The sequence below is a fragment of the Zestomonas ipomoeae genome, assembly GCF_057128665.1.
In genome coordinates, this window is the sequence record NZ_JBSKHQ010000027.1 from 1 (window position 1) to 21,851 (window position 21,851).

The 21,851-nt window shown below is 65.0% G+C and carries 19 protein-coding genes and 1 pseudogene; 9 read left to right on the top strand and 11 right to left on the bottom strand.

The genetic code is table 11. From position 1 onward, the window contains the following. Nucleotides 1-74: 74 nt before the first annotated feature. Nucleotides 75-2,132 (top strand): annotated as a pseudogene (locus ACWKV7_RS21825) (hybrid sensor histidine kinase/response regulator); the annotation flags it as partial. A 1-nt stretch (nucleotide 2,133) separates the two neighbouring features. Here ACWKV7_RS21825 and ACWKV7_RS21830 read toward each other — a convergent pair. The 8 genes from ACWKV7_RS21830 to ACWKV7_RS21865 form a co-directional block, all read right to left on the bottom strand. Continuing rightward, nucleotides 2,134-2,379, bottom strand: coding sequence for a hypothetical protein (locus tag ACWKV7_RS21830; RefSeq protein WP_483859811.1), 246 nt, complete (start codon nucleotides 2,377-2,379; stop codon nucleotides 2,134-2,136). Between the two features lie 83 nt (nucleotides 2,380-2,462). Further along, nucleotides 2,463-2,741: a hypothetical protein gene (locus ACWKV7_RS21835; protein WP_483859812.1), complete on the bottom strand. Its 279-nt coding sequence runs from the start codon at nucleotides 2,739-2,741 to the stop codon at nucleotides 2,463-2,465. 64 nt (nucleotides 2,742-2,805) lie between these two features. Beyond that, nucleotides 2,806-3,081, bottom strand: a complete 276-nt coding sequence (locus ACWKV7_RS21840) for a hypothetical protein (protein WP_483859813.1) — start codon at nucleotides 3,079-3,081, stop codon at nucleotides 2,806-2,808. A 233-nt stretch (nucleotides 3,082-3,314) separates the two neighbouring features. After that, nucleotides 3,315-6,158, bottom strand: a complete 2,844-nt coding sequence (locus tag ACWKV7_RS21845; protein ID WP_483859814.1) for an FAD-binding and (Fe-S)-binding domain-containing protein — start codon at nucleotides 6,156-6,158, stop codon at nucleotides 3,315-3,317. Next, nucleotides 6,155-6,826, bottom strand: coding sequence for a LutC/YkgG family protein (locus tag ACWKV7_RS21850; RefSeq protein ID WP_483859815.1), 672 nt, complete (start codon nucleotides 6,824-6,826; stop codon nucleotides 6,155-6,157). The genes ACWKV7_RS21845 and ACWKV7_RS21850 overlap by 4 nt, the downstream gene beginning before the upstream one ends. Before the next feature lie 85 nt (nucleotides 6,827-6,911). After that, nucleotides 6,912-8,354: a LutB/LldF family L-lactate oxidation iron-sulfur protein gene (locus tag ACWKV7_RS21855; RefSeq protein ID WP_483859816.1), complete on the bottom strand. Its 1,443-nt coding sequence runs from the start codon at nucleotides 8,352-8,354 to the stop codon at nucleotides 6,912-6,914. Continuing rightward, nucleotides 8,351-9,175, bottom strand: coding sequence for a (Fe-S)-binding protein (locus ACWKV7_RS21860; protein WP_483859817.1), 825 nt, complete (start codon nucleotides 9,173-9,175; stop codon nucleotides 8,351-8,353). The genes ACWKV7_RS21855 and ACWKV7_RS21860 overlap by 4 nt, the downstream gene beginning before the upstream one ends. 72 nt (nucleotides 9,176-9,247) lie before the next feature. Then, the gene (locus tag ACWKV7_RS21865; protein WP_483859818.1) at nucleotides 9,248-10,945 is read right to left on the bottom strand and encodes an L-lactate permease; all 1,698 of its coding nucleotides are present in this window, start codon (nucleotides 10,943-10,945) and stop codon (nucleotides 9,248-9,250) included. A gap of 300 nt (nucleotides 10,946-11,245) precedes the next feature. On the opposite strand from ACWKV7_RS21865, the gene ACWKV7_RS21870 reads away from it, so the two are divergent. After that, nucleotides 11,246-12,013: an FCD domain-containing protein gene (locus ACWKV7_RS21870; RefSeq protein ID WP_483859819.1), complete on the top strand. Its 768-nt coding sequence runs from the start codon at nucleotides 11,246-11,248 to the stop codon at nucleotides 12,011-12,013. 156 nt (nucleotides 12,014-12,169) lie between these two features. Here ACWKV7_RS21870 and smpB read toward each other — a convergent pair whose 3' ends face one another. Beyond that, complete coding sequence (gene smpB / locus ACWKV7_RS21875) at nucleotides 12,170-12,652, bottom strand: SsrA-binding protein SmpB (RefSeq protein ID WP_483859820.1); 483 nt, start codon at nucleotides 12,650-12,652, stop codon at nucleotides 12,170-12,172. Nucleotides 12,653-12,786: 134 nt separating this feature from the next. Here smpB and ACWKV7_RS21880 point away from each other — a divergent pair, with 134 nt between their 5' ends. Genes ACWKV7_RS21880 through ACWKV7_RS21890 form a run of 3 tightly spaced genes read left to right on the top strand, consistent with a single transcriptional unit; the run spans nucleotide 12,787 to nucleotide 14,953 of the window. Beyond that, entirely contained in the window at nucleotides 12,787-14,190 is a 1,404-nt protein-coding gene (locus ACWKV7_RS21880; RefSeq protein WP_483859821.1) for a sodium-dependent transporter, read from the top strand. 15 nt (nucleotides 14,191-14,205) lie between these two features. Further along, nucleotides 14,206-14,640 carry a type II toxin-antitoxin system RatA family toxin gene (locus tag ACWKV7_RS21885; protein WP_483859822.1) on the top strand — a complete coding sequence of 145 codons (435 nt, stop codon included), beginning with the start codon at nucleotides 14,206-14,208 and terminating at the stop codon, nucleotides 14,638-14,640. Then, nucleotides 14,633-14,953, top strand: coding sequence for an RnfH family protein (locus tag ACWKV7_RS21890; protein ID WP_483859823.1), 321 nt, complete (start codon nucleotides 14,633-14,635; stop codon nucleotides 14,951-14,953). The genes ACWKV7_RS21885 and ACWKV7_RS21890 overlap by 8 nt, the downstream gene beginning before the upstream one ends. A gap of 55 nt (nucleotides 14,954-15,008) precedes the next feature. Here the strand turns inward: ACWKV7_RS21890 and ACWKV7_RS21895 are convergent, their stop codons facing one another. Beyond that, nucleotides 15,009-15,524, bottom strand: coding sequence for an outer membrane protein assembly factor BamE (locus ACWKV7_RS21895; RefSeq protein ID WP_483859824.1), 516 nt, complete (start codon nucleotides 15,522-15,524; stop codon nucleotides 15,009-15,011). 98 nt (nucleotides 15,525-15,622) lie between these two features. On the opposite strand from ACWKV7_RS21895, the gene fur reads away from it, so the two are divergent. After that, complete coding sequence (gene fur, locus ACWKV7_RS21900; RefSeq protein WP_483859825.1) at nucleotides 15,623-16,027, top strand: ferric iron uptake transcriptional regulator; 405 nt, start codon at nucleotides 15,623-15,625, stop codon at nucleotides 16,025-16,027. Nucleotides 16,028-16,096: 69 nt separating this feature from the next. On the opposite strand, the gene recN is transcribed toward fur, so the two are convergent. Beyond that, nucleotides 16,097-17,770, bottom strand: a complete 1,674-nt coding sequence (recN, locus tag ACWKV7_RS21905) for a DNA repair protein RecN (RefSeq protein WP_483859826.1) — start codon at nucleotides 17,768-17,770, stop codon at nucleotides 16,097-16,099. Nucleotides 17,771-17,964: 194 nt separating this feature from the next. On the opposite strand from recN, the gene grpE reads away from it, so the two are divergent. From grpE to dnaJ, 3 genes are all read left to right on the top strand, one after another. Beyond that, nucleotides 17,965-18,531 carry a nucleotide exchange factor GrpE gene (gene grpE / locus ACWKV7_RS21910; RefSeq protein ID WP_483859827.1) on the top strand — a complete coding sequence of 189 codons (567 nt, stop codon included), beginning with the start codon at nucleotides 17,965-17,967 and terminating at the stop codon, nucleotides 18,529-18,531. Between the two features lie 100 nt (nucleotides 18,532-18,631). Beyond that, on the top strand, nucleotides 18,632-20,548 hold the full coding sequence (gene dnaK / locus ACWKV7_RS21915; RefSeq protein WP_483859828.1) for a molecular chaperone DnaK: 1,917 nt from the start codon (nucleotides 18,632-18,634) through the stop codon (nucleotides 20,546-20,548). Between the two features lie 117 nt (nucleotides 20,549-20,665). After that, complete coding sequence (gene dnaJ, locus ACWKV7_RS21920) at nucleotides 20,666-21,790, top strand: molecular chaperone DnaJ (protein ID WP_483859829.1); 1,125 nt, start codon at nucleotides 20,666-20,668, stop codon at nucleotides 21,788-21,790. Nucleotides 21,791-21,851: the final 61 nt, after the last annotated feature.

Consider the following 21,851-nt stretch of genomic DNA (forward strand, 5'->3'; position numbering starts at 1 on the left):
GTCATGCTTCTCTCGTCCTCATGGGGGGCTAATCATCCCCTAACGAGGTGTCCACGAGAATTAGACCAGGACACTTCGGCCTGCGTGAGCTGACGCAGTATTCCTATGACGAGGCGGTACGCCGCGAGGTGCTCAAGCCCGAGGATTTCAGCCTGAACAAGCGCAGCGAGATGCTGCCGCTGCTGGAGGCCATGGCCAAAGGCAAGAGCAACGTGCAGGAACTGATGCTCGGCGGGCGGCGACAACTGGTGGCCTGGAGCGAGATTCCGCAGACCGGTTGGCGGCTGATGTTGGTGGTGGACGAGGCCAACCTGTTTCGCGAAACCAATCGCCTGGCCGAGCGCTACCAGCAGATCGGCTACCTGCTGATCGCCGGGCTGGTGTTCTTCTACTCGGTGTTCTTCGCCTGGATGTGGCTGCGCTCGCGGCGCCTGAGCGACCAGTTGGCGCGTCCGATCGCCGGCATCGTCGGCATGATGCAGCGCATCGGCGAGGGCGATTGGGCTCCGGCGGCCCCCAGCAGTCGCATCACCGAGCTGAGCGATATGGCCGCGGCAGTGCAGCACACCGGCATGCAGCTGCAGGCCAGCGAGGAAGAGCGGGTGGAGGCCCAGCGGCTGTTGGAGCTGGTGTTGGAGAGCACCACCGAAAGCCTCTGGGAGGTGGAAGCCCAAAGCCGCACCATCAAGCTCAGCGAGCGCTTCATCAGCCGTTTCGGCCTGCGCGCCGAGCGCATGACCTTCGAAGAATTCAACCTGCGCGTGCATCCGGACGACCTGGAGCGGCTACGGCACCTGCGCATGAGTTTCATGATCAGCAGCGAGGATACGTTCGACGCAGAATACCGCTTCGCCGATGCCCATGGGCGGTACGCCTGGCTGCTCAGCCGCGGCAAGGTGCTGGAACGGGACATCGAGGGGCGCGCGCTGCGTGCCGCCGGTACCCATGTCGACATCACCCGCCTGAAGCAGGTGCAGGAGGAGTTGCGCCGTACCAGCCTGGAGGCGCAGGCCGCCAGCCAGGCGAAGAGCCGCTTCCTCTCCAGCATGAGCCACGAGCTGCGCACGCCGCTCAACGCCATCCATGGCTTTGCCCAGCTGATCGAGCTGGAGGCCGCGGAAAAGCCCGGCGCCCAGCAGCAGGTGGACTACGCCAGGGAGATCGTCAACGCCAGCCGCCATCTCACCTCGCTGGTGGACGACATTCTCGACCTGTCCAGCATCGAGAGCCGTCGTCAGCAGTTGCAGCTCAAACCGGTGGAAATCGGTGGGCTGCTGGCCGGCTGTGCCGAGCTGGTGCAGCCGGAGGCCCAGCAGCGCCAGCAGCAGTTGCAGGTGATGTCGGTGAGCACGCCGCTGTACGTGCAGGCCGATGCCCGTCGAGTGCGCCAGGTACTGCTGAATTTCCTTTCCAATGCCATCAAGTACAACAGCCCGCAGGGACTGATCAGCCTCGGCTACGAGCTGCGTTCGGATTGCGTGCGGCTGTGGGTGGAGGACAGCGGGCCGGGCCTCAGCGAGCAGCAGAAGGCCCAGTTGTTCCAGCCATTCCAACGCCTCGGGCGGGAGAACTCCAATATTCCCGGCACCGGTATCGGCTTGGTGTTGTGCCGCGAGCTGGCGACCATGATGAATGGCGAGATCGGCTTCAGCAGCGAACCTGGTATCGGTAGTCGGTTCTGGATCGACCTGCCGGGCGCCGCTCCGCCGAACCCCCTGGCCGATGTCGAGGAGGCTACGACAGAGGCCACGCCACAGCTGGCGAAGGTGCTGTGCATCGAGGACCACCCGGCCAGCCTCAAGGTGCTGCAGGAGGCCCTGCGTGGCATCGCCGAACTGCAAGGGGTGGGCACCCTGAAGCGGGCCCTGGCGCTGCTGGCCGAAAGCCGCCCGGACCTGGTATTGCTGGATCTGGACTTGCCCGATGGCAGCGGCCTGGAGGTGCTCGACGCGGTGAGCCGGCGTTCGCACCTGGCCGGGGTGCCGGTGCTGGTGGTCAGTGCGACCGCGGACCCGGCACTATTTGCCGAGGCGCGACGGCGCGGCGCTCACTGTTGTCTGGGCAAGCCGGTGGATTTGCAGCAACTGCGACGCCAGGCTACCAGCCTGCTGACCCGCGATACGGCGCGCTGAGTCAGGGCGCGGCGCGCAGCAGGTCCAGCGCCTGGCCGAGGACCTGGACCGAGCGGCTATGATCGCCGGCCTTGTGCAACTGCTCGCCTTCGGCGCGCAGCTTCTGCACCTGGGCCAGGGTGGCAGGGTCGCTGGGTGGGTTGGTGCGCAGCATCTCATCGATCTTGGCCATGTCGGCCGGGCAGTGCATGGCCCATAGCGGCGCGCTGAAGAGGCAGGCGGCGAGGAAGGCGGGTAAGCGGCGCATGGCGATTCTCCCCGATGCAGGGTTGGAAATCCGAGTATAGGAGAGAATGCCGAGCCGGCCGGACGACCGGCTCGCGGTGATGCCTACTGGGTGCCGCCGGCGTTTTCGCCGCCGGGCCGCTGCAATGCTTGCAGGGCTTTCTCGCTGTGGCTGATACAGGCCTTGGTATCGCCTTGGTCGCGGGCTTTCTTGGCTTCGTCGATGTATTCCTGGACCCGGCTTTCCAGCGGCTCGCCTTGCTTGATCTCGATCAGCTTGTTGTCGAGCTGTTGCAGGTTGGTGTCGCACAGCGTCTTGTCGTCGGCGAATGCCGGTGCGGCCAGAACGGCTGCGCTCAATAGCAGGATCGTGCGTTTCATCATGGTTACCTCGGTCTTGTTGACTGTTCGGACGCCGGCCGCGCAGGCCGGTGAACGGCGTGTGCGGCTACTGGCTGGCGGGGCCAACCACTAGCTGCATCGCTTGGTCGACGGTGGAGACGCATTCCTGATAACGCTCTTCGTCATTGTGGTTTTCGGCCTGGGCTTTCAGGCGTTCGACCTGTTCTTCGATGACGCCATCCAGGTCGCGCTCCTCACGCATGTCTTCCAGTTGCTCCAGCTTGCGTTCGCAGCTTTCTTCGTCGGCCATGTCGGCGGCAAAAACGGTAGGGCTGGCCAGCAGAACGGTGGCGATAAGCAGGGTGCTAGCTTGTCGTTGCATCGTCGGTCTCCCGCAGTCTCATTCGGCCGCGCGCTCGATGCTGCACGGCCGAGGTTAGGAGCCCGCTGCTGGAGGGCTCACAGAAAATGGGACTTCAAGCGCAGGGAGGGGTTTCATCTTTTTCGCGATCGGGCGCCTGTACGCCAGGTAGGCCGGGGCTTGCCGCTGCGCTGGGCCCATGGCGGAGCGTGTCGGCGTGGGCGGCCCCGGCGGCCTGCCCGCCGGGCGCGTGCTCAGGAGGGGACGGCTTTACGTCGGGTGACGCGGTCGAGCAGGTAGACCAGGCCGTGGTAGTCGATGCCGCCATACTGGCTCAGTCCGATTTCGCAGGTGCGGCTGGTGGAGATGCCTTCTTCGCACTGCTGCACCGCGTTCTTCAGGTTGCGCAAGGCATGGCCGTTCAGTTCCGGTGTGGTGAAGCCCTTGTCGCCGGCGAAGCCGCAGCAGTGGATGCCTTCCGGCACCACGACGGTCTTGGCGCAGCGCTGGGCGATCTCGACCAGCGCCTGGGCTTCTCCCAGGTGCTGGGTGCTGCAGGTGACATGCACGGCCACCGGCGCGTCCTGGGGCGCGAATTCCAGGCGGTCGAGCAGATGGCTGCGGATGAAACGCACCGGGTCGTAGATGTCCAGGCGCGTCTCCGCCAGCGCCTGCACCAGGCGCAGGGTGCAGGGGCTGGTATCGCAGTAGATCGGGTCAAGGCCGCCGCGGCTGGCGTCGAGCAGGGCGTCGAGGGTTTCCTGGCGCTTGCGCTCGGCCTGCTCGGCATAGCCCTTTGAGGCGAATGGTTGACCGCAGCAGAGGTTGTTCAGGTTGTCCGGGAAAACCACCTGGTAGCCAGCCTTTTCCAGCAGGGCGCGGGTCTTGTCGAGCAGCGGCACCTGCTCCGCATCGCTGGCGGCGGGGCCCATGGCGCGGGAGACACAGGCGGCAAGGTAGACCACCCGCGGGCGTTCGTCCTGGTTTGGCTTGGGCAGCCGCAGGCGCTGCAACGGCTGCGGCATGGCCGGGGTCCATTGCGGCAGCTTGCCGCCGCTGGCCCGGCGCAGGGCGGCGGAGGTCTTCGCCAGGCGCGGTGTACCCAGGAGCATCCGCGCACCATTGGCCACGTGCAGTATGACGCGTGTGCCCTGTACGGCCGTGGCAAAGTGATCCGCCAGCCAGCCGGCGGTCTTGGCCTGCCTGGCGTCCTGGCCACGCAGCTTGCGCACCAGGTCGCCGGTGTTGATGCCCACCGGGCAGCGCTGGGCGCACAGGCCGGTGGCGGCGCAGGTGTCGATGCCGTGGTAGCGGTAGTCGCGCTCCAGCGCGCCGGTATCGATGCCGGCACGCCGCTTGGCCTGGATGTCGCGCCAGACCACGATGCGCTGGCGCGGGGTCAGGGTCAGCCCGCGGGAGGGGCATACCGGTTCGCAGAAGCCGCATTCGATGCATTTATCGACGATCGCGTCGACGGCCGGCAGCGGCTTGAGGTGCTTGAGGTGGATCTGCGGGTCATCGCTGAGTACCACGTCGGGGTTGAGAATGCCCTTGGGGTCGAGCAGGCGCTTGATCTGCCACATCAACTGGTAGGCATCATGGCCCCACTCCAGCTCGACGAAGGGCGCCATGTTGCGCCCGGTGCCGTGCTCGGCCTTCAGCGAGCCGCCGAATTCCACCGCCACCAGTTGCGCCACGTCCTGCATGAAGGCTTCGTAGCGGGCGACCTGTTCGGCCTCGTCGAAACCCTGGGTGAAGACGAAGTGCAGGTTGCCCTCCAGTGCGTGGCCGAACAGGATCGCCTCGTCGTAGCCATGGCGGTCGAACAGTTCGATCAGGCGGTTGACGCCCTCGGCCAGGCGCTCCACCGGGAAGGTGACGTCCTCGATGATCACCGTGGTGCCGGCGGCACGCACCGCGCCGACCGCCGGGAAGGTGCCCTTGCGGATCGCCCACAGGCGGCCGTACTCGGCCGGGTCTTCGGTGAAGTCGATGCGCTTTTCCACCGTGAACGCCCGCAGCGCCGCCATGATCTGCGCCAGTTGCGCATGCAGCAGGCCCTGGCTGGCAGCACGGGACTCGATCAGCAGGGCGCAGGCTCCGGCCGATAGGCTCTTTACCCAGTCCGGCATGCCCGTCTGGTCTTCCACCGAGCGCAGGCTGCGCCGATCCAGCAGTTCCACGGCGGACACCGGCTGTTGCTTGAGCACGGTGACTGCCTGGCAGCAGCTCTCCACGTCGGGAAACACAATGAAGGCACTGGCCTTGTGCGGGTGCTCCGGTACCGTGTGGTAGGTCACCGCGCTGATGAAGCCGAGGGTGCCTTCGGAGCCGACCAGCAGGTGGGTGAGAATGTCCAGCGGTAGCTCGTAGTCCACCAGTGCGTTGAGCGACAGGCCGGTGGTGTTCTTCAGCCGGTATTTGTGGCGGATGCGCGCCGCCAGCTCGCTGTTGGCACGGGTCTGCCGGCCGAGCTCGGCGAGGCGTTCGAGCAGTTCGCCATGGGTGGCATGGAAGGCGGCGACACTCACCGGGTCTTCGCTATCGAGCACGGTGCCGTCGGCCAGCACCAGGCGCATGCCGGCCAGGGTGTGGTAGCTGTTGTGGGCGGTGCCGCAGCACATGCCGCTGGAGTTGTTGGCGACGATGCCGCCGATCTTGCAGGCGTTGATCGACGCCGGGTCAGGGCCGATCTTGCGCTGGTAGGGCGCCAATACACTGTTGGCGGCAGCGCCGATGACGCCCGGTTGCAGGCGGATCTGCTCGCCCTCCAGGCGGACTTCGCGGCCGGCCCAGTTGTCGCCGAGCACGATCAGCACCGAGTCGCTGATGGCCTGGCCGGAGAGGCTGGTGCCGGCGGCGCGGAAGGTCACCGGTACGCGCTCGGCGCTGGCCAGCTTGAGCAGCGCGACCACTTCCTGCTCCGATTCGACGCGCAGCACCAGCTTGGGAATCAGGCGATAGAAGCTGGCGTCGGTGCCGAAGGCCAGGGTCGACAGCGGGTCGTCGAAGCGCCGCTCGCGCGGTATGAGCTGCCCGACCTCGGCGAGAAAGTTCGCGGGCAGCGCGTTGGCTGCGGCGGGTAGGGCTGCGTTCATGCATCCTCCAGGATCAGCACCACCAGGTCCTTCGGCCCGTGGGCGCCATAGGCCAGCACCTGTTCGATATCGGCGGTCTTCGACGGCCCGGAAACCAGCAGGGCGTTGGTGGGCAGGCCGCCGGCCCAGTTCTGCGCACGCATTGCTTCGTAGAAATTGTCGAAGACGGTGCTGGCGCGCAGCAGGGCAAAGTGCGTCGGCGGCACGAGACTCATGCTGCGCGGCTCCTCGCGGCTCGGCCAGAGAATCAGGCTGCCGGTGGCGGCGATGGCGCCGAGGGTGCCGGTGAGGCTCGCCGGGGTGTCTTCAAACAGCTCGGTTTTCCAATCCTCGATGGGGCGGTCGTAGGCCTTCAGTGCAGGCAGCCCGTCGCGCCCGGCCCAGTGCTCGCCGAGCTGGCGGCCGTGAGGCGTGGTTGGGGCGACCAGCAGGCTGGGCAGCTGGCGATCAAGCAGCAACTGCTCCAACAGGGCAGGCCAGCCGGCCGAGGTGGTCAGGTGGATTTCCGTGTGCACCGCCTCCATCAACTGACGCAAGCGGGCGATGCGCTGCTCGGGGGCGTAGCGCCAGGGCTCGGTCACCAAGGCTTCGTCGAAGTCGTCGACCAGCGGAGTGGTGCCGGCCAGGCTGTGGCGCAGCTTGCTGAGAATCTTGGCTTTGGCGCTCATGTTGCCTCCGGGCGACGGGCCATGCCCGCGAACCTGCGGTGCGGGTGGTTCCAATCGCGGGCATGGCCCGCTCCTACTGGGTAGTTCATGCGTCGAGGTGCTCGCGGGCCAGTTCGTGCAGGGTGCGCGGGGCCGGCTTGGGCGCGCTGTGGTGTTCGGTCCAGGGGCCCAGCTTGCCCGGCGTCAGTCCGCGCAGGCGGGTGGCGAGGAAGCCGAAGGCACGGTACAGCAGGGGTGAGCGGTTGAGCAGCGCCCAGCCTTTCCACAGCAGCCGCTCGCCTGGTGAATACTTGCTGCCCTGGCCGCGCATCACGGCTGGCGCGGCATCCGGCTTCTTCACGTTTTCCTCGCGCAGGCGGCGCAGCAGCGACGGAATCGGAATCTTCACCGGGCACACCTCGCCGCAGGCGCCGCACAACGAGGAGGCGCTGGGGTGGTCCGGGACCTTGTCCAGGCCGACCAGGTGCGGCGTGATGATCTTGCCGATCGGCCCCGGATAGACCTCGCCGTAGGCGTGTCCGCCGATGCGCGTGTAGACCGGGCAGTGGTTCATGCAGGCCCCGCAGCGGATGCAGTTCAGCGTCTGGCGCAGCTCGCCGTCGGCAAAGGCCTGGCTGCGGCCGTTGTCCAGCAGCACCAGATGGACTTCCCGCGGGCCGTCGAGTTCATGGGGCTGGCGCGGGCCCGAGATCAGGTTCACGTAGGTGGTAATCGGCTGGCCGAGGGCGGAACGGGTCAACAGGGATAGCAGCGGCACCACATCGCGCAGGTTCTCCACCACCTTCTCGATGCCGGTCACGGCGATGTGCACCGGCGGCACCGTGGTGGTCATGCGGCCGTTGCCTTCGTTTTCCACCAGCAACAGGCTGCCGGTCTCGGCCACCGCGAAGTTGACCCCGGAGACGCCGATGTCGGCCTCGAAGAATTTCTTGCGCAGCACTCGCCGGCCGGTCTGGATCAGCTGGTCGACGTCCTTGGTATAAGGCTCGCCGAGCTTGTCGTGGAACAGCTCGGCGACCTGGCCGGCGTTCTTGTGGATGGCCGGCATGATGATATGGGAGGGCTTCTCCTCGTCGAGCTGGACGATGTACTCGCCCATGTCCGATTCCAGGCATTCGATGCCCCGGCCTTCGAGGAAATGGTTCATCTCCATCTCTTCGCTGACCATGGATTTGCCCTTGATCACTTGCCGTGCTTCGTGGGCGCGGATGATCGACAGGACGATGGCGTTGGCCTCGTCCACCGTCTCCGCCCAGTGCACGGTCACACCGTTGCGGGTCAGGTTGGTTTCCAGCCGCTCGAGCAGCTCGGGCAGCTTGGACAGTGCGCGGGCACGGACCCGGTTGCCCAGGGCGCGCAGCCGCTCGCGTTCGTCGGCATCGCTGAAGGCCGCGGCCCGCTTGGCCATCAGCGAGTCCATGGCGCTGCGGAAGTTGCGCCGCAGTTGTCCATCGGCCAGGGCCTGGTGGGCCCGTGCCTTGAAATCGTCCTGCAACTCGACGGCGGGAATGCGCACCTGGCCGTTCATGCCGCGCCTCCGCTGCGTTGCCACAGGAAGCTGGCCAGATGTTGCCCGCGCAGCGCCTGGTGTTGTTTCTCCAGGGCGCCATTTATGTTCATCAAACAGCCGCAGTCGGCGCTGACCACCTGTTGCGCGCCGGATTCGCGCAGCGCGCGGGTCTTGTCCGCGACCATGGCGCCGGAGATGTCCGGCATGCGCACGCTGAAGGTGCCGCCGAAGCCGCAGCACTCGCTTTCGTGGTCATGCTCGACCCGCTTCACGCCGGCCAGCTGCGCCAGCAGGGCGCGGCCGTGCAGATGGGTGTTCATCTCCCGCCGCGCGCTGCATGAGGTATGCAGCGCCACCGTGATCGGCTCGCCCTGGTCGCGCAACTCGACACGACAGACGTTGAGCAGGAACTCGGCCAGCTCGTAGGTGCGCTCGGCCAGGGCCTGCACCTGGGCCAGGATGTCCGGCTCGTCCTTGAACAGCTCGCCGTAGTGATGGCGGATCATGCCCGCACATGAGCCGGACGGCACCACCAGCGGCCAGTCTTCGCCGAACAGTGCCAGCTGCGCTCGCGCCACCGCCCGTGCCTCCTCGGTGTAGCCGGAGGTGTAGGCAGGTTGTCCGCAGCAGCTCTGCCCCTGGGGGAAGTGCACGCGAAGGCCTTCGCGCTGCAGCAGGCGGATCGCATCCATGCCGGCCTCGGGGTAGAACAGGTCGAGCACGCAGGTGCCGAACAGGTAGACCTGCGCCGGCTTCTGCGCCGGATAGCGGCGCGGCTCGGGCAGCGGCGGCGCAACGCGGGTGGCGTTGGGTGCGGCGTTGTAGAACAGCTCGCTCATGGATTCTCGCTCCGGACGCGTTGACCCGGCTGGCGGCGGGGGTGATCCATCGCAGCCGGGTTCAGTTCTTTCTTATAGCGCGGCGACCAGCGGGTCGCTCACGCCCAGCACGTAGATCGCGATCAGCGCGATCAGGCCGGTGGCCAGCAGGTAGTACAGCGTCGGCCAGACGGTCTTGCGCAGGGTCGCGCCTTCGCGGCCGAGCAGGCCGACGGTCGCCGAGGCGGCCACCACGTTATGGATCGCCACCATGTTGCCGGCGGCGGCGCCAATGGCCTGCACGGCGACGACCAGCGCGCCGGAGATGCCCAGGCTGCTGGCCACGCCGTACTGGAATTGGCTGAGCATCATGTTGCTGACGGTATTCGAGCCGGCGATGAAGGCACCCAGCGCGCCGATGCTCGGGGCCAGCAGCGGGTAGACGCCGCCGACGCTGTCGGCCACATAGCGCGCCATGGCGATGGGCATGCTTGGCAGGTCGGCGGCGTTGATTCCGGAGTTGATCAGGATGCGCACCATCGGCACGGTGAACAGCAACACGAACCCGGCACCCAGCAGCACGCTGGAAGATTCCTTCACTGCCTTGCCGAGGTCACGCAGCTGCATGCGGTGGATGAAGAAGGTGGCCAGCACCACCGCCACCAGGATGCCGCCCGGCAGGTACAGCGGCATGAAGTCGGCCTTGATGCCGGTCTCGCCGAGAATGTCGGGGAACACCATTACCACGGACTTCAGCGCCGCGCCGACTTCCGGGAGGACTCGGCTGACCACCAGCAGGGCGCCGACCAGCACGTAGGGCAGCCAGGCGCGCAGCGCGCTCATCGGCTTGGCGGTCAGCTCGTCCAGCTTCATCTCGATGCTGCCAAACCATTCGCTGGGCCAGTCCTGGGCCGGCGCGAAGTCCCATATGGACTTCGGCATCAGGAAGCCGAAGCGGGCGGCGGCGGTGACAATGGCCAGACCAATCAGCCCACCCCCCAGCGAGGGGAACTCGGGCCCGAGGAACACGCCGGTGGCGGCATACGGCAGGGTGAACGCCAAGCCGGCGAAGATGGCGAAGGGCAGCACCTCGAAGCCGGCCCTCCAGCTTTTCTCCTTACCGAAGAAGCGGGTCAGCATCAGCACCATGAGCAGCGGCATCGCGGTACCGACGATGGCATGGATGATCGCCACGTTGCTGGTGATCAGCTGCAGGAAGACCTCCCAGCTCGAACCCTGTGCCGTGAGCTGGCCACCCAGGGTGGCGGTGTCCATGCCGCTGTTCAGACCGATGATGATCGGCGTGCCCACGGCGCCGAAGGATACCGGGGTGCTCTGCACCAGCATGCCGAGCATCACCGCCGCCAGCGCCGGAAAACCGACCGCCACCAGCAACGGCGCGGCGATCGCCGCCGGGGTGCCGAAGCCGGACGCACCCTCGATGAAACAGCCGAACAGCCAGGCGATGATGATCGCCTGCACGCGCCGGTCCGGGCTGATGGTGGTGAAGCCGGCGCGGATCGCGGTGATCGCGCCGGAGTGCTTGAGCGTGTTCAGCAGCAGGATGGCGCCGAAGATGATCCATAGCACGCCGGCGGTGATCACCAGCCCCTGCACGGTGGAAGCGAGTACGCGATTGAAACTCATGTCCCAGACGTACAGGGCGATGCCGGCGGTCAGCAGGTAGACCAGCGGCATGGCACGTCGGGCCGGCCAGCGCAGGCCAATCAGCAGCACCGCGGCGAGCAGGATGGGAGAAAAGGCGAATAAAGCGAGCAGGCCCGGTTGCATGGCAATTCCTCCGTCAGGCGCGCGCGATGCGCGTGGGGAGTGGGCGGAACAGGGCGACGCTGACGGCTGGCAGGGGCGACATGGAGTACCTCTCTTGTTTTTGTTGGTATGTATAAATTGGTAATACCAATTTACAAAACAGCCTGCTCAGGGTAGAAGCGTGGCGCTGGCCCTGTCAATCCGCTGAGCTGCGACTTTGGTCTGAGTCCGTTGGCTTGTCGGCGTGTGGCTGGGTCGATAGGCTTGCCGGTAATGGCTGTGGCAGAGCGCCCGGCAGTGGTCAAACCAGTGAGGGTGAGTATGGAAGTGGGGCAGGTGCGTCAGCGCCGTTTGTCGGACGACATCGTCGCGCAGCTGGAGGCCATGATTCTCGAAGGCACCCTCAAGGCTGGCGAGCGGCTACCGGCGGAGCGGGTCCTGGCCGAGCGCTTCGGCGTGTCGCGGCCATCCCTGCGCGAGGCGATCCAGAAATTGGCGGCCAAGGGCCTGCTGCTCAGCCGGCAGGGTGGTGGTACTTACGTCGCGGAGTCCCTCGGCTCCACCTTCAGCGATCCTCTGCTGCATCTGCTGGAAAGCAACCCCGACGCGCAGCGCGATCTGCTGGAGTTCCGCCATACCCTGGAAGGTTCCTGTGCCTACTACGCGGCGCAGCGTGCCACCGAACCCGATCATCGACGCCTGACCGAGGCATTCGAGGCGTTGCAGGACTGTTACCGGCGCGAGGGCAAGGTCAGTCGCGCCGAGGAGGGCGCCGCCGACGCGCGCTTCCACCTGGCCATCGCGGAGGCCAGTCATAACGCGGTGCTGCTGCACACCATCCGCGGCCTGTTCGACCTGCTCAAGCGCAACGTGGTGACCAATATCGGCGGCATGTACGCACAGCGTGGCGAGACCCGCGACATGCTGATGCGCCAGCATCGCGAGCTGTACGAAGCGATCATGGCGGGGCGTGCGGAAGAAGCGCGCGAGGTGTCCAATCGGCACATCCACTATGTGCAGGAAGTGCTGGCGGAGGTGCAGCAGGAGGCGCAGCGCCTGGCGCGGGCGCAACGTCGACAGGGGCATTAGTCAATAGCCGCAGGCCACAAGCTGCAAGCAGGGCCAGTAGCCCTGATTTCAGCCCAGGGCTGCACTGGGTCGCCGGGCTGAAGCCCCGGGCTACGAAAGGTGACGAGGTGGGGGAGGGTTGCAAGCGGCGGCGCCTAGCTCTTGCTTGCAGGCGCTCTAGTCTTCCTTGCCCTTGCTGCGCATGACCCGCTGGATCTCGCGGTCGGAGTCGCGCTCCTTCTCGGTATGGCGCTTGTCGTATTCCTTCTTGCCTTTGCCGAGGGCGATTTCGCACTTGATCAGGTGCTTCTTCCAGTACAGCGACAGCGCCACGCAGGCATAGCCCTTCTGTTGCACGGCCCCGAACAGCTTGCCCAGTTCGCGCTGGTTCAACAGCAGCTTGCGGGTACGGGTCGGGTCGGCGATGACGTGGGTGCTGGCGGTGGTCAGCGGGGTAATGTGGCAACCCATCAGCCAGGCCTCGCCATCCTTGAGCAGCACGTAGCTGTCCACCAATTGGGCTTTGCCGGCACGCAGGCTCTTCACTTCCCAGCCGGCGAGGACGAGGCCGGCCTCGAACTTCTGTTCGACGAAATAATCGTGCAGCGCCTTTTTGTTCAGCGCGATGGTCCCGGAGGGATGTTTCTTCTGTTTAGCCATAGGGCGCGCATTATAGGCAGTCGCCGGGCCGCTGGCGATACGCAGACGCATCGCATATGCGTTGGGTCGCCGAACTTGAGGGGCTTCGGTTAATGCCGGACAATGCGCTCCTTTGCACGCATTACGGACGCATCATGGCGAACGAGAAGGTTTCGATCCACGGCCACTGGGCCAGTCGCTGGGTCTTCATCATGGCGGCCACCGGCTCGGCGGTGGGACTCGGCAATATCTGGAAATTCCCCTACATGACCGGCATGTACGGTGGCGGGGCGTTCGTCGTCATGTACCTGGTGTGTATCGCGCTGGTCGGCATGCCGATCATGCTGGCGGAAACCCTGATCGGTCGACGCGGTCGGCAGAGTCCGGTGAACTCGCTGCGCAGCCTGGCCGTCGATGCCGGCGCCTCGCCGCGCTGGTCCTGGGCGGCACTGATGGGCATGATCGCCGCCCTGCTGATCCTCTCCTTCTATAGCGTGGTCGCCGGCTGGTCGCTGGAATACATCCTCGACATGGGGCGCGGCAGGTTCCAGGGTGTCGATCCGGCAGGCGCGGGCGCAGCCTTCGGCGGGCTGACCAGCGATCCCTGGCGGCTGACCCTGTGGCACACGCTGTTCATGGCGCTCACTGCCTTCGTCATTGCCAGGGGTGTGGTTGCCGGCCTGGAGCGCAGTCTGCGGGTGATGATGCCGCTGCTTTTCGTCTTGCTGTTGGTGCTGCTGGGCTACAGCGTCACCACCGGGCACTTCATGGAAGGTTTCCACTTTCTCTTCAATTTCCAGCCGGACAAGGTCGCCGAAGGCGTGCTGGCGGCTATGGGTCATGCCTTCTTCACCCTCAGCGTCGGTGTCGGTTCGATCATGGTGTACGGCTCGTACATGCCGAAGCAGGCCTCGATCGGCGGCACCGTGCTCACCGTCGGTATCCTCGACACCCTGGTGGCGCTGACCGCCGGCCTCGCGCTGTTCCCCATCGTGTTCGCCGGGGGAATGGAGCCGGCGGCCGGTCCCGGACTGATGTTCGTCACCCTGCCGGTGGCTTTCGGCAACATTGCCTTCGGCCAGGTCATGGGCACGGTGTTCTTCGTTCTGGTGCTGGTGGCGGCCTGGAGTTCGTCGATCTCCATGCTCGAGCCGGCAGTGGCTTATCTGGTTGAGCGCACCCAGCGCAGCCGCACGCAGATTACCGTGGTGCTGGCGCTGCTCTGCTGGCTGGTTGGACTGGGCACGGTGTTCTCCTTCAATATCGGTGCCGAGGCCAAGTTCTTCGTCTTCGCCGAGGACGGTTTCCACCTGTTCCAGTGGGGCGTAGAGGGTGGCAAGACCTTCTTCGATAGCATCGACTACCTGACCAGCCGCATCCTGCTGCCGCTCGGTGGTCTGGCCTTCGTGCTCTTCGCCGGCTGGGTGCTGGGCCGCGAGGCGGTACGCGACGAATTGGCGATGAGGAGCCCTGTCCTGTTCGGGGTGGTCTACTGGCTGATGCGCCTGGTGGCGCCGATTGGCGTGCTGGTGGTTTTTGTCGCGGAACTGAGCAAGTAGGCGCAGAATTCGATCATGACGACTCGTATCCATCGTTCCGCGCTGCTGCCCTACCCAGCGCGCGCGCTCTACGATCTGGTCAATGACGTGGCCGGCTATCCGCAGTTCCTTCCCTGGTGCACGGACAGCGAAGTGCTGGATGTCAGCGAAACCCACATGCGTGCGCGTCTGGTGGTCGCCAAGGCCGGTTTGAGCCAAAGCTTCCTCACCCGCAACGCCCTGCAACCGGGCGAGCGTATCGAGATGACGCTGGAGGAAGGCCCCTTCAGCCATCTGCATGGCATCTGGGAATTCAAGGCGCTTGGCGAGAAAGCCTGCAAGATCAGCCTCGATCTGTCCTTCGACTATGCCGGGCCATTGGTCAAGGCGACCCTTGGGCCTTTGTTCAATCAGGCGGCCAATACCTTGGTCGACGCCTTCTGCCAAAAAGCCAAAGACCTGTATGGATAAGTCCAGCATCGCCATTGAGGTGGTCTACGCCCTGGCCGACAAGCAGAAACTGCTGCGCCTGACCGTGCCCCAGGGAACTACAGTGCGGGAGGCGGCGCTGCGTTCCGGCATGGAGGCCTATTTCCCAGGGCTGGACTTGGCCGGCAGTCCGCTCGGTATCTTCGGCAAGGCTGTGCCTAAGCCGGATGAGCGTGTGCTGGAGGACGGTGAACGGGTAGAAATCTACCGGCCGTTGATCGCCGACCCGAAGGAGGTGCGCAAGCAGCGCGCAGCCAAGGCGGCGAGGGCCAAGGCGGGCGATGCCGCGGAGTAGACTGGATCGAATTCAATAAAAAGCCCGGCGATTGCCGGGCTTTTTTGTTCGGTGCTTACTGCGGGTCGGTGTCCAGCGGTTCGGGGATCGGAACCGGTACCGTCTGCACCTCGTCCACCTCGCGCTGGATCTGTTCCAGCAGCGAACCCGGCTTGGCAGGTTGCTCGGTGTGGGGTGCCTTGGGCGTGACCACCTGGCTGCTGCCGTCCTGGCCGAGAATCGCCTCGTCACGGCTCACGCCCGGCAGGAAGTCCCCTGCGAGGCCGATCAGTTGGTCGTTCTCGCCGAACACCAGGCTGACGCGTTCTTGCAGGCGCTGGCGGCCGCCGGGTTGGATGCTGTAGAGGTAATCCCAGCGATTGGCGTGGAAGGTGTCGGTAATCAATGGGTTGCCCATGATAAACCGCACTTGGCGTCGGGTCATTCCCGGGCGCAACTGGTCTATCATGTCCTGCGTCACGACATTGCCCTGCTGAATGTCGATTTTATAAACCCCGGGGAATGAACAACCGGCGAGTGCGAACAGTCCTGCGAGGCTGAGGCTGGTCAGCAAGAGCTTGGTTTTTTGCATCGGTGGGTGACTTCCACTATCTTGGCTGGGCAACTTAAGTCCCTGATCATACCCGCATTAAAGGAAGCTGCGAAGCAGCATCCAAGAGAAAGCTGACCATGGTTGAAAATAGCGAATTACGCAAAGCCGGCCTCAAGGTGACCCTGCCGCGGGTCAAGATCCTGCAGATGCTCGATGCCGCCGAGCAGCGCCACATGAGCGCTGAGGATGTCTACAAGGCGTTGATGGAAGCGGGTGAGGACGTCGGCCTGGCTACCGTATACCGCGTGCTGACCCAGTTCGAAGCAGCCGGCCTGGTGGTTCGCCACAATTTCGATGGCGGCCATGCGGTATTCGAATTGGCCGACAGTGGCCATCACGACCACATGGTCTGCGTCGATACCGGCGAGGTGATCGAATTCATCGATCCCGAGATCGAGAAGCGGCAGAAGGAAATCGTCCGTGAGCACGGTTTCGAGTTGGTCGATCACAACCTGGTGCTCTATGTGCGCAAGAAGAGCTGATGGCTCGGTGTGAATGATTGAACAGGCGGCCTCAGGGCCGCCTTCTCGTTTCCGGGGGCGGTGAAGGGGTCACGCCTGCGCGGTATCGACCATCTTGCGGGCGTGCGCCAGTGATTCTTCGGTCAGATCCAGGCCGCCGAGCATGCGGGCAATCTCTTCGATACGCTGCGAACCGTCGAGTTTGGCTACCGCCGTGCGGGTCTCGTCGCTGCCGCGCAGCTTGTGCACGAACAGGTGCTGATGTCCCTGCGCAGCGACTTGCGGCAGGTGAGTAACGGTGAGCACCTGGCCGCGCTCGCCAAGGCGGCGCAGCAACTGACCCACTACTTCGGCGGTGGGGCCGCCAATGCCGACGTCCACTTCATCGAATACCAGGGTCGGCACCCGTGAGGTTTGCGCGGTGATGACCTGTATCGCCAGGCTGATGCGCGACAGCTCGCCTCCGGAGGCGACCTTAGCCAGCGCCTTCAATGGTTGGCCGGGGTTGGCGCTGACCAGGAACTCTACCTGTTCCAGGCCGTTCGGCAGCGGCTCTTCGGCGACGTTGTCACGCAGCTCGATGCTGAAGCGCCCGCCGGGCATGCCCAGGCGCTGCATTTCCGCTTCCACAGCGGCGGCCAGTCGTCCAGCCGCCTCGCGACGCAGTCCACTGAGTTCGCCGGCCTTCTCCTGGAAGTGGCGCGCGTAGGAGGCCAATTCCTCGTTCAACCGCTCAACCGCCTCGTCATCGGCACTCAGGCTTTCCAGCTCTTCCAGCAGACGTTGTTGCAGTTCGTGCAGTTCGGTGGGTTGGATGCGATGCTTGCGCGCCAGCGTATAAATAGCATCGAGACGCTCCTCCAGTTGCTGCTGGCGCTCGGGGTCGGCATCGAAGTGGTCAAGAAAGCGATTGAGCTCGCCGACTGCTTCTTCGACTTGGATCTGCGCACTGCTCAGCAGATTGGCGGCTTCGCCGAGTGCGCCCGGTTGGCTGTGGAACGCATTGAGTCGATTCAGGCTGGCGGTCAGGGCGGAGAGCACATTGCCGGCATCGCTTTCACTGCAGAGTTCCAATACCTGGCGGCAGGCGCCAAGCAATTGCTCGGCATTGCTCAAGGCCTTGTGCTCTTGCTCCAGATGGTCCAGTTCGCCTTCGCCCAGGGCGAGATTCTCCAGTTCCTCCAACTGGTAGCTGAGCAATTGCTGGCGCGCGCGCTGCTCATCCCCGCTGCTGGATAGCCGCTCCAGCTCCTGGCGGGTTTGTCGCCAGCGCTGCGCGGCAAGCTGCACCTGGCGGGCCAGTTCGCCGGCGCCGGCGTAGGCGTCGAGCAGGCGTCGGTGGGTGTCGGTTTTCAACAGCGACTGGTGTTCATGCTGGCTATGGATATCGATCAGCAGCTCGCCCAGGCTTTTGAGATCGCCTTGTGGGCAGGGGGCGCCATTGATGTAGCCCCGGGAACGCCCTTCGGCAGTAATCACCCGGCGCAGGATGCAGGGCCCGTCGTTGTCCAGGTCGCGCTCGTCCAGCCAGGCGCGGGCTTCGGGAATGTCCGTCAGATCGAAGCTGGCGAGGATGTCCGCCTTGTCCGCGCCGGGGCGCACCACGCCACTGTCGGCGCGGTCGCCGAGGCACAATCCGAGGGCGTCGAGCATGATCGATTTGCCGGCGCCGGTTTCGCCGGTGATCACCGACATGCCGCCATCCAGTTCGAGATCGAGGTGCTCGACGATGGCGTAATTATGAACGGACAGGTGGACCAGCATGGCGCGGCTCCCGAGGTGCGATGACTGTGTATTTGTACAGTACAATGAGAGGCGTGTTCAAGTGTCTGGCTACCGGTGGTCGAGAAAAGTCTGTCGCGCCTTCGCTGTGACGGCCTTGAATCGGCGTTTTCTGTCCCCATATAGGCGACACCGGCGGGCTACGGCCTGCAACCCGTTTTCGAGAGGAGAGAGGCATGGCTGACGAACAGACCCTGGATACGCAATCCGCCGAGGCGAACGCCGCGGAGGCTACCCCGAGCGACGACCTTGCTGCCCGCGTGCAGGCACTGGAAGAGCAGCTCGCGGCCGCTCAGGATCAGGCTCTGCGCGTGGCGGCCGATTTGCAGAACGTGCGTCGCCGCGCCGAGCAGGATGTCGAGAAGGCGCACAAGTTCGCGCTGGAGCGATTCGCCAACGACCTGCTGCCGGTCGTCGACAGCCTGGAGCGCGGCCTCGAACTGTCGAGCGCCGATGACGAGTCGCTGCGGCCGATGCGCGAGGGCATGGAGCTGACCCTGAAGATGTTCCACGACACGCTGCGCCGTTATCAGGTCGAGCCGGTCGACCCCCATGGTGCGCCGTTCAATGCCGAGCACCATCAGGCGATGGCGATGGAGGAAAGCACCCATGCCGAACCGGGCAGCGTGCTTAAGGTGTTCCAGAAGGGCTATCTGCTCAACGGGCGCCTGCTGCGCCCGGCGATGGTCGTGGTCAGCAAGGCGCCGGAGCAGGCGCCACCGTCGATCGACGAGCAGGCTTGAAATTCGCCGTCAGGCCCCCATCTGTTGAGTCAAGCGTTTACCTACTACCGCGGCTTGCATCGTGAGCCGCTGCAAAAGCCAAATTTCGGGAGAATGAAACATGGGCAAAATCATCGGTATTGACCTGGGGACCACCAACTCCTGCGTCGCCATCATGGAAAACGGCAGCGTCAAAGTGATCGAGAACGCCGAGGGTGCGCGTACCACGCCGTCGATCATCGCCTACACCAACGACGGTGAAACCCTGGTCGGCCAGTCCGCCAAGCGCCAGGCGGTGACCAACCCGCATAACACCCTGTATGCGGTGAAGCGCCTGATCGGCCGCCGCTTCGAAGAGGGCGTGGTGCAGAAAGACATCCAGATGGTGCCGTACAAGATCGTCAAGGCCGACAACGGCGACGCCTGGGTGGAAGTGAAGGGCCAGAAAATGGCGCCGCCGCAGATTTCCGCCGAAGTGCTGAAGAAGATGAAGAAGACCGCCGAAGACTACCTCGGCGAGGCCGTGACCGAAGCGGTGATCACCGTGCCGGCCTACTTCAACGACAGCCAGCGCCAGGCCACCAAGGACGCCGGGCGCATCGCGGGCCTGGACGTCAAGCGCATCATCAACGAGCCGACCGCCGCCGCGCTGGCCTACGGCATGGACAAGGCCAAGGGCGACCACACCGTGATCGTCTACGACCTGGGGGGCGGTACCTTCGACGTGTCGGTGATCGAGATCGCCGAAGTCGACGGCGAGCACCAGTTCGAAGTGCTGGCCACCAACGGTGACACCTTCCTCGGTGGCGAGGACTTCGACATCCGCCTGATCGACTACCTCGTCGACGAATTCAAGAAAGAAACCGGCATGAACCTCAAGGGCGACCCGCTGGCCATGCAGCGCCTGAAGGAAGCCGCCGAGAAAGCCAAGATCGAGCTGTCCTCCAGCCAGCAGACCGATGTCAACCTGCCGTACATCACCGCCGATGCCTCCGGGCCGAAGCACCTGAACGTGAAGATCTCCCGCGCCAAGCTGGAGTCGCTGGTGGAAGACCTGGTGGAGCGCACCATCGAGCCGTGCCGCATCGCTCTCAAGGATGCCGGTATCGATGTGGGCAAGATCGACGACGTGATCCTGGTCGGTGGTCAGACCCGCATGCCGCTGGTGCAGAAGAAGGTGGCCGAATTCTTCGGCAAGGAAGCGCGCAAGGACGTCAACCCGGACGAGGCCGTGGCCATCGGTGCTGCCATCCAGGGCGCGGTGCTGGCCGGCGATGTCAAGGACGTGCTGCTGCTCGACGTTTCCCCGCTGACCCTGGGCATCGAAACCCTGGGCGGGGTCATGACCCCGCTGATCGAGAAGAACACTACTATCCCGACCAAGAAGTCGCAGGTGTTCTCCACTGCCGACGACAACCAGAGTGCGGTGACCATTCATGTGCTGCAGGGCGAGCGCAAGCAGGCTGCGCAGAACAAGTCGCTCGGCAAGTTCGACCTGGCCGAGATTCCGCCGGCACCGCGTGGCGTGCCGCAGATCGAGGTGACCTTCGATATCGACGCCAATGGCATCCTGCATGTGGGGGCGAAGGACAAGGCCACCGGCAAGCAGCAGTCCATCGTGATCAAGGCTAACTCCGGCCTGTCCGAGGAAGAAATCGAGCAAATGGTGCGCGATGCCGAGGCCAACGCCGAGGAGGATCGCAAGTTCGAGGAGCTGGCAACCGCGCGCAACCAGGGCGACCAGCTGGTGCATGCGACCCGCAAGATGGTGGCCGATGCTGGCGACAAGGTCAGTGCCGATGAGAAGGGCGCCATCGAGAAAGCCATCGGCGACCTCGAGGTCGCGCTCAAGGGCGACAGCAAGGACGAGATCGAGGCCAAGATGAACGCCCTGTCCCAGGCCACCACGCCGCTGGCGCAGAAGATGTATGCCGAGCAGGCGGAGCAGGGCGCCGCGGCGCCGGGTGCCGAGGAGGCCAAGCCGGCCGGTGACGACGTGGTCGACGCCGAGTTCGAAGAGGTCAAGGAAAACAAGTAAGCGTCACGTTTGCTTCCGTCCTGTGCGCGTCGTTCAATGGCGCGCGCCTGATCCGCCACGCGGGAGCTTGCTCCCGCGTTGGCATGTCTGGAGGGGCGACAGAGGAATTCGAGGATTATGGCAAAGCGAGACTATTACGAAATTCTGGGTGTCGAGCGGGGCGCCAGCGAAGCTGAGCTGAAAAAGGCCTATCGGCGTCTGGCGATGAAGCACCACCCGGACCGCAACCCCGGCGATAAGGCGGCCGAGGAAAAGTTCAAGGAGGCCAACGAGGCCTACGAGGTGCTTTCCGATGCCGGCAAGCGCGCGGCCTACGATCAGTACGGCCATGCTGGCGTCGATCCGCAGATGGGCGCCGCTGGTGCTGGTTTTGGCGGGGCCAGCTTCTCCGACATCTTCGGCGACGTGTTCAGCGACTTCTTCGGCGGGGCCCGCGGTGGCCAGCGTGGCGGTGCCCAGCGCGGCAGCGACCTGCGCTATACCTTGGAGCTTGACCTGGAAGAGGCGGTGCGCGGCACCAGCGTGACCATTCGCGTGCCGACCCTGGTCAACTGCAAGACCTGCGACGGCTCCGGGGCGAAGAAGGGGACCTCACCGGTGACCTGTACCACCTGCGGCGGCATCGGCCAGGTGCGCATGCAGCAGGGCTTCTTCTCGGTGCAGCAGACCTGTCCGCGCTGCCATGGCAGCGGCAAGATGATCGTCGAGCCCTGTGGCACCTGTCATGGCCAGGGGCGAGTGGAAGAACACAAGACCCTGTCGGTGAAGGTGCCGGCCGGTGTCGATACCGGCGATCGCATCCGCTTGTCCGGCGAGGGCGAGGCGGGCGTCATGGGCGGTCCGCCGGGTGATCTCTATGTCGTGGTCAGCGTGCGCGAGCATGCGATCTTCCAGCGCGACGGCAAGCATCTTTACTGCGAGGTGCCGATCAGCTTCGCCGATGCGGCGCTGGGCGGCGAGCTGGAGGTACCGACCCTGGACGGGCGCGTCAAGTTGAAGATTCCCGAGGGTACCCAGACCGGCAAGCTGTTCCGCCTGCGTGGCAAGGGCGTGGCGCCGGTGCGGGGCGGTGGCGCGGGCGACCTCATGTGCCGGGTGGTGGTGGAAACCCCGGTCAACCTCAGCAAGCGTCAGCGGGACCTGCTCGACGAGTTTCGCAAGAGCCTGCAGGACGACGGTTCCCACTCGCCCAAGGCCAGTAGCTGGTTCGAGGGTGTGAAGCGTTTCTTCGGCGACATGTGATCCAGGGTGCGAGCGGCGGGCATCAGGTGCCGCTTGCAGCTTCAGACTTGCAGCTTGGAGC

Excerpts from the sequence above, each read along its gene's own strand:
- ACWKV7_RS21830 (WP_483859811.1), bottom strand. The coding sequence starts at position 2,379 with ATGCGCCGCTTACCCGCCTTCCTCGCCGCCTGCCTCTTCAGCGCGCCG.
- ACWKV7_RS21835 (WP_483859812.1), bottom strand. The coding sequence starts at position 2,741 with ATGATGAAACGCACGATCCTGCTATTGAGCGCAGCCGTTCTGGCCGCA.
- ACWKV7_RS21840 (WP_483859813.1), bottom strand. The coding sequence starts at position 3,081 with ATGCAACGACAAGCTAGCACCCTGCTTATCGCCACCGTTCTGCTGGCC.
- ACWKV7_RS21845 (WP_483859814.1), bottom strand. The coding sequence starts at position 6,158 with ATGAACGCAGCCCTACCCGCCGCAGCCAACGCGCTGCCCGCGAACTTT.
- ACWKV7_RS21850 (WP_483859815.1), bottom strand. The coding sequence starts at position 6,826 with ATGAGCGCCAAAGCCAAGATTCTCAGCAAGCTGCGCCACAGCCTGGCC.
- ACWKV7_RS21855 (WP_483859816.1), bottom strand. The coding sequence starts at position 8,354 with ATGAACGGCCAGGTGCGCATTCCCGCCGTCGAGTTGCAGGACGATTTC.
- ACWKV7_RS21860 (WP_483859817.1), bottom strand. The coding sequence starts at position 9,175 with ATGAGCGAGCTGTTCTACAACGCCGCACCCAACGCCACCCGCGTTGCG.
- ACWKV7_RS21865 (WP_483859818.1), bottom strand. The coding sequence starts at position 10,945 with ATGCAACCGGGCCTGCTCGCTTTATTCGCCTTTTCTCCCATCCTGCTC.
- ACWKV7_RS21870 (WP_483859819.1), top strand. The coding sequence starts at position 11,246 with ATGGAAGTGGGGCAGGTGCGTCAGCGCCGTTTGTCGGACGACATCGTC.
- smpB (WP_483859820.1), bottom strand. The coding sequence starts at position 12,652 with ATGGCTAAACAGAAGAAACATCCCTCCGGGACCATCGCGCTGAACAAA.
- ACWKV7_RS21880 (WP_483859821.1), top strand. The coding sequence starts at position 12,787 with ATGGCGAACGAGAAGGTTTCGATCCACGGCCACTGGGCCAGTCGCTGG.
- ACWKV7_RS21885 (WP_483859822.1), top strand. The coding sequence starts at position 14,206 with ATGACGACTCGTATCCATCGTTCCGCGCTGCTGCCCTACCCAGCGCGC.
- ACWKV7_RS21890 (WP_483859823.1), top strand. The coding sequence starts at position 14,633 with ATGGATAAGTCCAGCATCGCCATTGAGGTGGTCTACGCCCTGGCCGAC.
- ACWKV7_RS21895 (WP_483859824.1), bottom strand. The coding sequence starts at position 15,524 with ATGCAAAAAACCAAGCTCTTGCTGACCAGCCTCAGCCTCGCAGGACTG.
- fur (WP_483859825.1), top strand. The coding sequence starts at position 15,623 with ATGGTTGAAAATAGCGAATTACGCAAAGCCGGCCTCAAGGTGACCCTG.
- recN (WP_483859826.1), bottom strand. The coding sequence starts at position 17,770 with ATGCTGGTCCACCTGTCCGTTCATAATTACGCCATCGTCGAGCACCTC.
- grpE (WP_483859827.1), top strand. The coding sequence starts at position 17,965 with ATGGCTGACGAACAGACCCTGGATACGCAATCCGCCGAGGCGAACGCC.
- dnaK (WP_483859828.1), top strand. The coding sequence starts at position 18,632 with ATGGGCAAAATCATCGGTATTGACCTGGGGACCACCAACTCCTGCGTC.
- dnaJ (WP_483859829.1), top strand. The coding sequence starts at position 20,666 with ATGGCAAAGCGAGACTATTACGAAATTCTGGGTGTCGAGCGGGGCGCC.